Here is a 12436-nt window from a genome sequence, read left to right on the forward strand (position 1 = left end):
CACTCCTAAAAGTATTCTATATTAAATTATTCCCCTATGTATTGAATAAATTCTTCTTTAAGTAATCCCATAACTATAGTATCTAAATATTTACCACCAATATAATATTTACTTCTTCTTATACCTTCTTCTTTAAAACCACATTTCTTATAACAGTTTATAGCCCTAATATTTTCTTTTACAACTTCTAATTCAATTTTATGGGCTTTCCTTTTATTAAATAGATAATTACATAATGTTCTTATTGAGTCTTTACCATATCCGTTCCCCCAATATCCCTTACCAATAGTTATACCTATTGAATATACATCTCTTGTATAACTATTTTCCTTATAATAAACATAACCTATCATGTCACTATCTTTGGTTACTATAACTAATTCTTTTTTATTTGGTTTTGTAAAATGATGAAATTGACTTCTTATATATTCCTTAGTCATAATTCCTGTATATAAACCATTATACTTAAGTACTTCTTTATCTGCACAAATATCATATAAAATATCTATATCTTCTCTTACTGGATCTCTTAAATATATATTTTCTCCATATACCATACTGCCATCTCCTAATAAAGCTTATACAATATTTTTAAATTTTGTATACTTTAATTATAAATCTATTTTTACAAGCAAAAAAGAGAACAATTAAAAAGAGTTCAATTTTATAATTGAACTCTTTTCTTCTATATAATCTCTACCTCTACTCCATAATGATCAGAAATAATATTTTTATTTATATCATTGAATATTATATTAGATTTTTTTACATTAACACTTTCATTTGTAAATATTATATCTAGCCTTTTACTTTCTCGTTTGCCTTCCCATCCTGCAATTTCTCCTTGAACTGTTATACCACTATCTTTATCTAATGCAATATTATAAGTGTCAATTAATCCTTTATTTAATAAATAATCATATCCCTCATTTCTAATAAAAGCATTATTATTAATATCCCCCATTATAAAACTTAACTTATTAATCTTACTTACTAGATTATCTACTTGATATTTAAAGGGTTCAGATTCATCATTCCACCATCCTAAGTGACATGTAAAAAAATCAATACTCTTGTTCTCTATAACTATAGTACATTTTATTATCTTTCTGCTTTTATAGAAAGTTTTTTCACTACTTTTGGTTATATAAAATGATTCTATGTCTTTAATTTTATGCCTAGTGAGTATAGATAAGCCTTCTTCGTATATATCATATCCTATATGTGAGAAATCCCATACATATTTGTAATTAAACTCTCCCAAGTTATTAAGCTCTTTATTTAGTAGATAAATGAAATTATCTTCTTTTATATCTTCACTAACTATTTTCTTTTGTATACCTTGACTTACCTCTTGAAGCGCTATAACATCATATTGTTTTTCCTTTATTGTTTCTGCCAAATACCTTATTTTTTCTAATTGGTTTTCTTCCATCCATGAATGGCAGTTAAGTGTTAATAACTTCATCTTAAACTCCTAATATATCTTGTATATTTGATTTTAACACATCCGCTTTTGGACCATATATAGCTTGAACTCCCTTATCTTTTAATATAAGTCCTAAAGCTCCATTCCTTTTCCATTCTTTTTCTTCGGCTACTAAATTCATATCTTTAACAGTAACTCTTAATCTTGTCATACATGCATCTATATCTTCTATGTTATCCTTTTCCCCTAATAGTGATATTATCCTAACTGCTTGTAAATCATTTGCTGTATTTAAATTATTATTATTAGATGAAATGTTTGTATCTTCAGTTTCTGAATCTATATAGTTCCCGTTTCGTCCTGGGGTTGGAATATTGAATCTTTTAATTAATACACTAAATATTCCATAATTTAATCCAAAGAATACTAAGCATGCAATTATAAAATTAATTATATCTCTTACTAATCCTGCATTAACCATCATTGGAATTCTTGTCAATAATTCTATAAATCCAAAGGCATGGACTCTTAATTGAATAATATCTGCTAATGCAAAGCCTATACCTGTTATTATAGAATATACTACATATAATATAGGTGATATAAACATAAACATAAATTCAATTGGTTCTGTAACACCAGTTAAAAATACTGCTAACCCGCCGGATAAAAATATTGTCTTATATTTACTTTTTTATCTGGTTCAACATTCTTATACATTGCAAGTGCTACTCCTAATAATGATGCACTTGAAAGAATAACTTGACCAGCTTTAAACCTTGCTGGAACTATACTAGTTAATAATGTGTTGTATTCTGAGATATTACCTGCATCTTTTAAGTTTATTAAATCACCTATCCATGCTAACCATAATGGATCTTGACCCGCTACTAATGTGCCTGCTGATTGACCTGTTAATATTTGATATACACCACCAAGTTCTGTATAGTTTACTGGAACTGTTAGCATATGATGTAACCCAAATGGTAATAATAAACGTTCTAATGCTCCATATACAAATGGCGCTAAAACTGGTGCTGTGTCTTGTGATTCTGCTAACCAAACTCCAAAGCTATTTAAAGCTCCTTGTATAAATGGCCAAACAATTGATAGTACTATAGCTGTAACCACTGATCCTAGAATAACTACGAAAGGAACAAATCTTTTTCCATTAAAGAAATCTAACGCTTTAGGTAACTTATTGTAATTGTAATATTTATTATATAAAGCTGCACCTAAGAATCCTGCAATTATACCTATAAATACTCCCATGTTTAATGCTGGAGCACCTAATATATCTGTAAAATAGTTAGCTACAACAAGTTTTGACCCAAATAATGAATTTACTGTTGCTGTTGAATCAGATAGCATACCTGAGTTTACACCAAACATAGCTCCTGTGATACGATTAATTAATATAAACGATAACAATCCAGCAAAAGCACCACCAGCTCTTTCCTTAGCCCAAGATCCTCCTATAGCAACTGCAAACAATACGTGTAAGTTTCCAATTATAGCCCACCCTATATCTTCCATAACCCTTGCAATTGTATCTATTATAGATATATCAGCAGACATCCCTATTAATTTTCCGATAGAAATCATAAGTCCAGCTGCTGGCATAACGGCTACTACAACTAGTAGCGCCTTACCAAACTTTTGCCAAAAATCAAATGATATTAATTTATTATTTTTATTTATTTTTCCCATTACTATTTCTCTCCTTATTAATAGATTTAATCTATTTTGTACATTCTTGCTTCATATGGCTTTAAACTTATATTATTTAATTCAGCATGTCTAGAAACCTTATAATTTGATATCAATAAGTTTTCATATTTTAGTAATTCATCTTTATAATTATATATAGCTGTTTTATTTGTTAAGTTTGTTATTATAATAAACTTTTCATCCTTTAATTCTCTTATATAAGCATATATGCTATTATCATCCTTTAATATTAATTTATATTCTCCATATATAACTGCTTTATTATTTTTTCTTATTTTTATCATAGTTTTATAAAAATTAAATATTGAATTTTCATCATTAATTTGCTTTTCAACGTTTATGTCTTTATAATTTTTATTAACTTCTATCCAAGGTTTATTGTTAGAAAATCCTGCATTTTTAGAATCACTCCATTGCATTGGTGTTCTAGAATTATCTCTAGATGTAGCCCATAAACTCTTAATACATTCTTCCTCACTAAATCCATTTTCTTTCATTTCAATATAAGCGTTTATACTCTTTATATCATTGTACTTATCTACAGATGAATATTTTACATTTGTCATTCCAATTTCTTGTCCTTGATAAATAAATGGAGTTCCTTGCTGCATGAAATACATTAGTCCTAATGCTATTGCACTTTCTCTCCAATATTCATTATCACTCCCCCATGTTGATACAACTCTAGGTATATCATGATTTTCTATGAATAATGCATTCCATCCCTTATTATTTAATCCATTTTGCCATCTAGTTAATATGTCTTTGCATTCCTTTACATTAAATGTTTGATTATCTTCATTATTCCATAAATCCAAATGTTCAAATTGAAAGACCATATTGAATTTACCTTTTTCTTCTCCAACCCACTCTTCTGCTTCTTCAGCCTTTACCCCATTAGCTTCTGCTACTGTCATAACATCATATTTTGCAAATGTATTTTCAGTTAACTCATCTAAAAAATCATGTATCCCTTCAACATTCATGTGCTTTTCAAAGCAACTTACATATCTATTACCTTCTACATTAGGCATATCACTAAATTCTATATCTTTCTTTATATGGCTTATGGCATCTATTCTAAATCCATCTATCCCTTTATCAAGCCACCAGTTTACCATCTTATATATTTCTTTTCTTACCTCATCATTTTCCCAATTTAAATCCGGTTGCCTTTTAGTAAACAAATGTAAGAAATACTCATCAGTATGTTCGTCATATTCCCATGCTGATCCTTTAAAAATACTTTCCCAATTATTAGGCTCTGATTCATTTTTACCTTTTCTCCAAATATACCAATCCCTTTTTGGATTATCCTTTGATGACTTTGATTCTATAAACCACTTATGTTCATCACTAGTATTATTAATTACTAAATCTATTATTAGCTTCATCTTTCTTTTATGAGTTTCCATTAATAATTCATTAAAATCGTCCATAGTTCCAAAATCATTCATTATATCTTGATAATCACTTATATCATAACCATTGTCATCATTAGGTGACTTATACATTGGACAAATCCAAATAACATCTATACCTAAATTTTTTAAATAATCTAACTTTGATATTATTCCTTTTAAATCTCCTATTCCATCGTTATTATAGTCCATAAAACTTCTTGGATATATTTGATATGCTACTACTTCTTTCCACCAAACTTTCTTCATATTTTCCTCCAGTTTAATCAAGTTAATTGTGCAACCGTTTGCCTAAAATGGTTTAAAATATGTGTACAGATATATCTGTACACATTATTCTATTTACTTTCTAAAATAGCTAGTGCTGCTGCACCTAAAACGCCTGCTTGATTACCTAAAACAGCTTTTTCTACATTACAATGATTATAAATTGTTTTTAGGCATCTTCTTTCCATTTCCTCTTCTATTTTATCAAATACAATCCTTCCGGCTTCACTTACTCCACCGCCAATAACAATTTTATCTGGATCAAATGTATTTGCTAAATTAGCAACAGTTATTCCTAAGTAAGATAATGCATCATTTAATATATCCTTTGAAACTTTATCTCCCTTTTCTGCTTCTAAAAATACTTCTTTAGCTGTTACTTGATCGTAACTATTTAATGATGTTTCTACTTTACTTTCTAGTGCTTCTTTCGCTCTTTTCATAATCGCTGTTCCTGACGCAACTGCTTCTGCACATCCTGTATTACCGCATCCGCATCTAGGACCACCCTTCATTACAGTAGTATGTCCTACTTCTAATGCGTTTGACGTACTGCCTCTGAATAAGCTGCCATTTATTATGGCTCCTCCACCTATTCCTGTGCTTACAGTAATGAAAACCATGTTTTTACTTCCCTTACCTGCGCCAAACATAAATTCACTTAATGTAGCTACATTTGCATCATTGTCTAAGTAAGTATCTAATTTATATCTATCTTTTATAGGCTGAACTATATTAAAATTCTTAAATGGTAAATTAGGAGTGTAAACTATTAACCCTTTTTCAACATCTAAAGGTCCTGGAGAACCTATACCTATTGCTTTAACTTCATTTATGTCTGTTCCTTCTAATACATCATCTATTGTTTTTAATAATTTTTCTAAAACTACAGTTTCACCCTTATTAGCTTCAGTTTTAACAGTGACTTCCTTTATTATAGATCCTTCTAAATCAACTAAAGCAGTGTATATTTTAGTTCCACCTAAATCAACACCTACTACATATTTTTTTTCCATTTCAATCCCCCTAGATATAAACTTAATTTTATTTCTCTCATCATGATAGACATAGTATATCATTTTGAGAAACTGTTTACAATAATTTTAACATTCAAATTAATCCAAAATTTTGATTTAATTTGAATTATCTTTATATTTCTCTACTATTTAAAGCTTATTGTGCAAGCGATTGCACTTATTTGAAACTTAAACTTTTTTTATAGAGTCTCTTTCTATTAATTTTGTTTCTATTATATATGAATTTTGGCTATTACCTTTTTCCTCTAGTTTATCTATAATAAGTTTTGATGCATAAAACCCTAGCTTTTCTGAATTAATGTCTACAGAGGATAATGAAGGATTTTGATACTCTGACATTGGTATGTTATTAAATCCTACAACTGATATATCCTTTATTTCAAGCTTATTTAAAACTTCTTGAACTCCAAATGCAAGCAAATCATCTGTTGCTACTATGGCTGTTGGCTTATTTGGGCTTAGAATCCTATCTGCCGCGAAACTTCCATTGCTTTGCGTAAATTCTTCTGCTTCATAGACCAAATCACCTTTTACTTCTATACCATTATCTAGTAATGCTTGCTTATATCCTCTTAATCTATCTTTAGACACATTTAAATTAGACTTTGCACCAATAAAAGCTATATTTTGGTGGCCATAATCTATAAGCGTTTGTACTAGATCATACATAGCCTTTACATTATCATTATCTACCCATAATACATTATTAATTTCATCTGGTCTTCCTATAACTACAAATGGGAATTCTATATCGTTTAAATACTTTATTGTATCATCATTTTCTTTAGAATTTAATAAACAGATTCCATCGACTAAATTGCTGTCTATAAACTTATTAAACCATTCCTTATCATCTTTTTCTTCTTGCTTAAAAGCATACATTATATAGTAGTTTTCTTTCTGGGCATATATACTTATTCCTTTCATAGCTTGAACAAAAAATGGATTTGAAAATATATCCTCTGCTTCTTTTGGCAATATTACAGCTAAAATTCTTGTTTTACTATTAGCAAGTCCCCTTGCAATTATATTTGGAGTATAATTTAATTTCTTTATTGCTTCGTTTACTCTTTCTTTAGTTTTATCACTTATTTTATGGCTATTAGATAATACTCTAGAAACTGTTGATGTTGCAACATTTGCTTCCCTAGCTACATCTTTAATTGTAACTTTCATCTTATCTTCCCCCTAAAAAGTACTTAATAAAATTATAGTATATTTCATATGTAAAATAAATCTATTTCTCTAGTATTACATTTATAAAAATATTTTATAATTATCTTTTTTTATTTTATGCTTTTTTATTTATGAATAAAAAAAACACCTAACATTGTTAGATGTTTTCTGGCGGAGAAACCGGGATTTGAACCCGGGCGCCAGTTACCCGACCTACGCCCTTAGCAGGGGCGCCTCTTCAGCCACTTGAGTATTTCTCCATGTGCCTTCTTTTAAAATTTTATGGCGGAGAGAGTGGGATTTGAACCCACGGTACCCGCAAAGGTACGCCGGTTTTCAAGACCGGTGCCTTAAGCCAGCTCGACCATCTCTCCATCTTATGTCCTGCGACAAATATTATTATAACAACCACTATATATATTGTCAATTATTATTTTAAATTTTTTAGTGTTTTTATAACATAATAACTTTTTAGTAAACTAATTTTAAATTTATAATAGCTTTTCAATAAAATATTATATTTTTTATTAGACTCTTTTGTATTTATGGTGCTATTTATAATTCTAATTATTATATAAGTTATAATAAAAGCATCTAAGAAACCTTAGATGCTTTTATGGCGGAGAGAGTGGGATTTGAACCCACGGTACCCGCAAAGGTACGCCGGTTTTCAAGACCGGTGCCTTAAGCCAGCTCGACCATCTCTCCATACTCCGTCTAACGACAAATATTATTATAGCAATGACATTATAGATTGTCAATTATAAATTTATATATTTTTATTATATTAATATAATAAAATATAGGCTAAATCTAATAAATCAGATTTAGCCCTTAAACTCTAAAACTATTTAATTACTTTCATGTTTCCCATGTATGGTTGAAGAGCCGTTGGAATATTAACTGAACCATCTTCATTTAAGTTATTCTCTAAGAATGCTATTAACATTCTTGGTGGTGCAACAACTGTATTATTCAATGTATGAGCAAAATATTTCCCATCTTTAGAATTTACACGAATCTTTAAGCGACGAGCTTGTGCATCTCCTAAGTTTGAACAACTTCCTACTTCAAAATATTTCTTTTGTCTTGGTGACCAAGCTTCAACATCTACTGACTTGACTTTAAGGTCTGCTAAATCTCCAGAACAGCATTCTAAAGTTCTAACTGGTATATCTAAAGAACGGAATAAATCTACAGTATTCACCCATAACTTTTCGTACCACTCCATGCTTTCTTCTGGTTTACATACAACTATCATTTCTTGTTTTTCAAATTGATGTATTCTATACACGCCTCTTTCTTCTATTCCATGAGCTCCCTTTTCTTTTCTAAAACAAGGAGAATAACTTGTTAATGTTTGTGGTAATGACTCTTCAGGTAATATAGTATCTATATACTTACCTATCATAGAGTGTTCACTTGTTCCAATTAGATACAAATCTTCACCTTCAATTTTATACATCATAGCATCCATTTCAGCAAAACTCATAACACCGGTTACAACCTCACTACGAATCATATATGGAGGAATACAATAAGTAAATCCACGATCTATCATAAAATCTCTAGCATATGAAATTATTGCTGAATGAAGTCTTGCAACATTACCCATTAAGTAATAAAACCCACTTCCAGCTACTTTTCTAGCACTATCTAAATCTAATCCACTTAATTTTTCCATTATATCTGTATGATATGGAACTTCAAAATTAGGTACCCTTGGTTCTCCAAAACGTTCAACTTCTACATTTTCACTATCATCTTTACCAACAGGAACACTTGGATCAATTATATTTGGTAAAGTCATCATTATTGTATTAACTTTTTCAGCTAATTCTACTTCTTTAACTTCTAACTCAGCTAAACGTTCTGAATTTTCAGTTACCCTTTTTTTTATTTCTTCTGCTTCTTCTCTTTTTCCTTGAGCCATTAGAGTTCCTATTTGTTTTGAAAGCTTATTTCTATCAGCTCTTAAAGCTTCTGCTTGTTGTTTAGCTTCTCTAAGATTTTTATCTAGCTCTATAACCTCATCTACTAGTGGAAGCTTGCTATCTTGAAACTTATTTTTTATATTTTTCTTAACTATCTCTGGATTTTCTCTTACAAATTTTAAATCTAACATATGTATACCTCCTAATAATTTATGTTCATTAATTTTTTCAATAAAAAAAGAACCTTTCCCCTAAAGGGACGAAAGATTCCGCGTTGCCACCCTAATTAATAGTATTATGAAATACTATTCTCTTTAATAAATTTAACGGTTTAAGCCGTACTGCTCATCGCAATCCCTCCAAGGTGGATTCATAACATACTATTATCGATTTGCACCAAACATCGACTCTCTTAAAATAAATAATGTTATTACTAGCCTTTTCAGCAGTTTATTTTTATTTACTCTTAATATATTATAAAAAATATATATGTCAATATTTTACTAAGTTGATTTATATATATTGTTATATATTCTTGTTATATTTATTCGTTATTTATATCTTTTGTACTTATAATATCAATATCTGTATTTAATATATTTTTACAGATTATACTTCCTGATTTTATAGGTACACTAACATATATTCTAGCTAATACCTTAGATAATTCTAACCATAAGCCTTTTTCAACCTCTTTGCTAGATCTTACAGGAACAACTTTATGTCTATCATTTCCTTTTACTCTAACTATAGATGTAAATATATCCTTTCCCATATTTTTATCTTGTGAATTATACATCTTTAAACTCCTTTATTCTACTTGAAATAACCTTAGAATTCTTAGAATCATCAACTATATCTGTTATATTTTTATCTAGTTCTCTTGCTAAAATATTTACTATTTTCTCATAACAATAAGATCCATGACAGCTTCCAAAACCTGATCCTGTTCTCCTTTTTACCCCTTCTACTGTTCTAGCTCCTAATGGTCTTCTTATACAATCTACAATCTCTCCTTCTGATATACTATTACATATACATATTATCTTGCCATACCTCTCATCTAAATCTATTATTTCATTTGCTTCTTTTTTTCCAAGCTCTCTAAATTTATAAACCTCTCTTCTCTTATCTATAAAATTCTTTTTCAATGTACAATTTAAATTATTAGCTATAGTATCACAAAGCATTTTAGCAATTGCTGGTGCAATTGTTATTTTACCATAATGTGTACCTGTAACTCTTATATATCCTTTATCTATTTCGCTATCGTCTATAAGCATTGAATCCTTATTATACGCTTCTCTAAATAAATTATTTATATTATTTTTATCTAAACCTCTTAATAGTTTATTTGCATATATTAAATTATCTTCTAAACTTGTTTTTTCTGTACTTTTTATTCCTATTAATGATCCTGTAGTAGTTGTAGGAGAACTTATTATAAATGTATTTTTATCTAGTGTTTCAATAATTATCTTATTTAGTTTATTCTTATAATTGTCATCTACTAATAAATAACTCATATTTTTAAAATAAGATTCATCACTAACAAATTCTTTATCTTCTACCTTTCCATTTTCTCTTATATATATTTCATGTGGAATTGTATTAACAACAACTTTACAAGTAAACTTGTTTTTATTTGTAGTTACTCTAAACCCCTTAGCTAAATTTTGTATATTCAAAACCTCTTCTTCTAACCTAAAATTAACGCCGTTATCTGATGCAACTTCAGCATATGCTATTGCTAAATCATAAGGAGCAACAATTGCTATGTTTTCAGAATATAATCCCTTTTTTATATCAGAATTTATATTAGGTTCAATATCGTACACATCCTTATCATCTATTAAATAAACACCATCTATACCTCTCTTTTTAGCTCTATCATACATTTCCTCAAGTTTTTTAACTCCATTATCATCACTTACTACCCTTAATGCACCAATTTTTTTAAATGGAACTTTAAATTTTTCACATGTTTCCTGCATTATTGAATTACCTATATACTCAAGTCCTGCCATAACATCATCTGAGGTCTCGGACCCATCATATACAATGGATGTATTCACAAATGATATATCATCAGCTATATCATAATCCCTTTCTATTAATGCAATATTAAAATTATATTTTGATAGCTCATATGCAACAGAACAACCTATTATTCCTCCACCTAATATAAGAATATCATAATCCATAGTTTACCACTCCCATACTCTATAGTAAAAAACCTTTTTCTTTTAATTCTTTTTTTATAGCTTTAATATCTTCTTCACTATCTGCTGCTATTGTATGAAGGTGAACTCCATTAGTTAAATTTGAAAGAGGTTTTGCATTTTTTCGCTTAAATTCATTTTCAAACTTGTTTAAATCATTTAAATTTTTTATCATTAAATTTCCTCTTATTTCTCCGTACAAAGGATGATCTATAATAACATCCTCTATTATTCCTCCATATTTAACTACTACTTCTAATTCATCTATTGTTTTGTTACTTTCATGATTCACTGCAATTATAGCCTTTATCTTATTTGTACTTTTGTTGTAAATATATCCATCAGGCGTTGCTATTATATTCTTTCCTGCTGCTCTAAGTATAGCTATATCTTTTACTATAATTTGTCTTGTAACATTAAATAATGAAGCAAGTTCAGTACCCTTTATAGCTTTATTTTTTTCAATAAGTAATTTTATAATTTCTTCTCTTCTCTCTATAGATCCCATAAATTCACCTCCATATTAGTTTTTATCATCACAAGCACTTATAATATTGAGTATATCATTATCCTCAATTTTATTTTTATTATGATGATATCTAACCACTTGTAAAAACTCTTTATCATAATTAAACTTTTTCAGAATTTCTTGCCCTATTTTAGGATGATTATAATATATGTCTATTTGCTTAATATTATCATATTTTTTTATCTTTCCTTTAGTAGTCTTATCTAATAAAACTACCATTGATTTTTCGATCAAACTTAAAGGTCTTATGCTCTTACCAACATCATGTAGCAATGCTGCCTTTCCTAACTTATAAACATCTACATCTATATTTAACTCTTTTCTCATTTTTATTGAATCTTTACAAACCCTTATACAATGATGCTTATCATTATGCTTTAGTTTATTAAATACCTTAATCTCATCATCATTTAAAAACTTACTTATATATTCGTAATCTATATCTTTAAATAATGAAGTAAATCCCCAAATAAATTGTTTTATCCTATAAAAAGCCATTCTACTCACCCTTATTTAGTATATATAAAAATAATAACATTATATATTTTTATTAGCAATTATATAGTTTTATAAACAAAAAAAGCCACGAAATAAATCGTAGCTTGGTGGAGGTAAAGGGATTCGAACCCTTGACCCCTTGCGTGCAAGGCAAGTGCTCTCCCAACTGAGCTATACCCCCATAAAAAAAAT

At 28.8% G+C, this 12436-nt stretch carries 10 protein-coding genes, 4 tRNA genes, 1 pseudogene and 1 other annotated feature; all 15 genes and pseudogenes read right to left on the reverse strand.

The window, feature by feature from the left end; genetic code table 11:
- Positions 1 to 26: 26 nt before the first annotated feature.
- A complete protein-coding gene (locus A500_RS07640) occupies positions 27 to 557 on the reverse strand; it encodes a GNAT family N-acetyltransferase (protein WP_016207010.1) in 531 nt (176 codons plus the stop codon).
- Positions 558 to 685: 128 nt separating this feature from the next.
- Entirely contained in the window at positions 686 to 1468 is a 783-nt protein-coding gene (locus tag A500_RS07645; RefSeq protein ID WP_016207011.1) for an endonuclease/exonuclease/phosphatase family protein, read from the reverse strand.
- Position 1469: 1 nt separating this feature from the next.
- Positions 1470 to 3139: pseudogene (locus tag A500_RS07650) on the reverse strand (PTS transporter subunit IIBC).
- Between the two features lie 26 nt (positions 3140 to 3165).
- Complete coding sequence (locus tag A500_RS07655) at positions 3166 to 4830, reverse strand: glycoside hydrolase family 13 protein (protein WP_016207012.1); 1665 nt, start codon at positions 4828 to 4830, stop codon at positions 3166 to 3168.
- Between the two features lie 89 nt (positions 4831 to 4919).
- Positions 4920 to 5864 carry an ROK family protein gene (locus A500_RS07660; RefSeq protein ID WP_016207013.1) on the reverse strand — a complete coding sequence of 315 codons (945 nt, stop codon included), beginning with the start codon at positions 5862 to 5864 and terminating at the stop codon, positions 4920 to 4922.
- Between the two features lie 189 nt (positions 5865 to 6053).
- On the reverse strand, positions 6054 to 7061 hold the full coding sequence (locus tag A500_RS07665; protein ID WP_016207014.1) for a LacI family DNA-binding transcriptional regulator: 1008 nt from the start codon (positions 7059 to 7061) through the stop codon (positions 6054 to 6056).
- Positions 7062 to 7230: 169 nt separating this feature from the next.
- Positions 7231 to 7321 (reverse strand) — tRNA-Ser (locus A500_RS07670).
- 23 nt (positions 7322 to 7344) lie between these two features.
- Positions 7345 to 7435 (reverse strand) — tRNA-Ser (locus A500_RS07675).
- A 243-nt stretch (positions 7436 to 7678) separates the two neighbouring features.
- Positions 7679 to 7769, reverse strand: a tRNA-Ser gene (locus A500_RS07680).
- Positions 7770 to 7908: 139 nt separating this feature from the next.
- Positions 7909 to 9186: a serine--tRNA ligase gene (gene serS, locus A500_RS07685; protein WP_016207015.1), complete on the reverse strand. Its 1278-nt coding sequence runs from the start codon at positions 9184 to 9186 to the stop codon at positions 7909 to 7911.
- Positions 9187 to 9247: 61 nt separating this feature from the next.
- Positions 9248 to 9450, reverse strand: a binding site (T-box leader).
- 89 nt (positions 9451 to 9539) lie between these two features.
- A complete protein-coding gene (locus A500_RS07690) occupies positions 9540 to 9794 on the reverse strand; it encodes a DUF1667 domain-containing protein (RefSeq protein ID WP_016207016.1) in 255 nt (84 codons plus the stop codon).
- Positions 9787 to 11199, reverse strand: a complete 1413-nt coding sequence (locus tag A500_RS07695) for an NAD(P)/FAD-dependent oxidoreductase (RefSeq protein ID WP_016207017.1) — start codon at positions 11197 to 11199, stop codon at positions 9787 to 9789. Before A500_RS07695 ends, A500_RS07690 begins: the two co-directional genes overlap by 8 nt.
- Positions 11200 to 11218: 19 nt before the next feature.
- Positions 11219 to 11725, reverse strand: coding sequence for a transcription repressor NadR (locus A500_RS07700; protein ID WP_016207018.1), 507 nt, complete (start codon positions 11723 to 11725; stop codon positions 11219 to 11221).
- Positions 11726 to 11740: 15 nt separating this feature from the next.
- Positions 11741 to 12244: an HDIG domain-containing metalloprotein gene (locus A500_RS07705; protein ID WP_016207019.1), complete on the reverse strand. Its 504-nt coding sequence runs from the start codon at positions 12242 to 12244 to the stop codon at positions 11741 to 11743.
- A gap of 105 nt (positions 12245 to 12349) precedes the next feature.
- Positions 12350 to 12425 (reverse strand) — tRNA-Ala (locus tag A500_RS07710).
- Positions 12426 to 12436 lie beyond the last annotated feature (11 nt).

This window comes from Clostridium sartagoforme AAU1 (assembly GCF_000401215.1).
In the GTDB taxonomy this organism is placed as follows: Bacteria; Bacillota; Clostridia; order Clostridiales; family Clostridiaceae; genus Clostridium; species Clostridium sartagoforme.

What these genes read in the sequence shown, in the direction of transcription:
- A500_RS07655 (WP_016207012.1), bottom strand. Translation starts at nt 4,830, where the DNA reads ATGAAGAAAGTTTGGTGGAAAGAAGTAGTAGCATATCAAATATATCCA.
- serS (WP_016207015.1), bottom strand. Translation starts at nt 9,186, where the DNA reads ATGTTAGATTTAAAATTTGTAAGAGAAAATCCAGAGATAGTTAAGAAA.
- A500_RS07640 (WP_016207010.1), bottom strand. Translation starts at nt 557, where the DNA reads ATGGTATATGGAGAAAATATATATTTAAGAGATCCAGTAAGAGAAGAT.
- A500_RS07645 (WP_016207011.1), bottom strand. Translation starts at nt 1,468, where the DNA reads ATGAAGTTATTAACACTTAACTGCCATTCATGGATGGAAGAAAACCAA.
- A500_RS07700 (WP_016207018.1), bottom strand. Translation starts at nt 11,725, where the DNA reads ATGGGATCTATAGAGAGAAGAGAAGAAATTATAAAATTACTTATTGAA.
- A500_RS07695 (WP_016207017.1), bottom strand. Translation starts at nt 11,199, where the DNA reads ATGGATTATGATATTCTTATATTAGGTGGAGGAATAATAGGTTGTTCT.
- A500_RS07690 (WP_016207016.1), bottom strand. Translation starts at nt 9,794, where the DNA reads ATGTATAATTCACAAGATAAAAATATGGGAAAGGATATATTTACATCT.
- A500_RS07705 (WP_016207019.1), bottom strand. Translation starts at nt 12,244, where the DNA reads ATGGCTTTTTATAGGATAAAACAATTTATTTGGGGATTTACTTCATTA.
- A500_RS07660 (WP_016207013.1), bottom strand. Translation starts at nt 5,864, where the DNA reads ATGGAAAAAAAATATGTAGTAGGTGTTGATTTAGGTGGAACTAAAATA.
- A500_RS07665 (WP_016207014.1), bottom strand. Translation starts at nt 7,061, where the DNA reads ATGAAAGTTACAATTAAAGATGTAGCTAGGGAAGCAAATGTTGCAACA.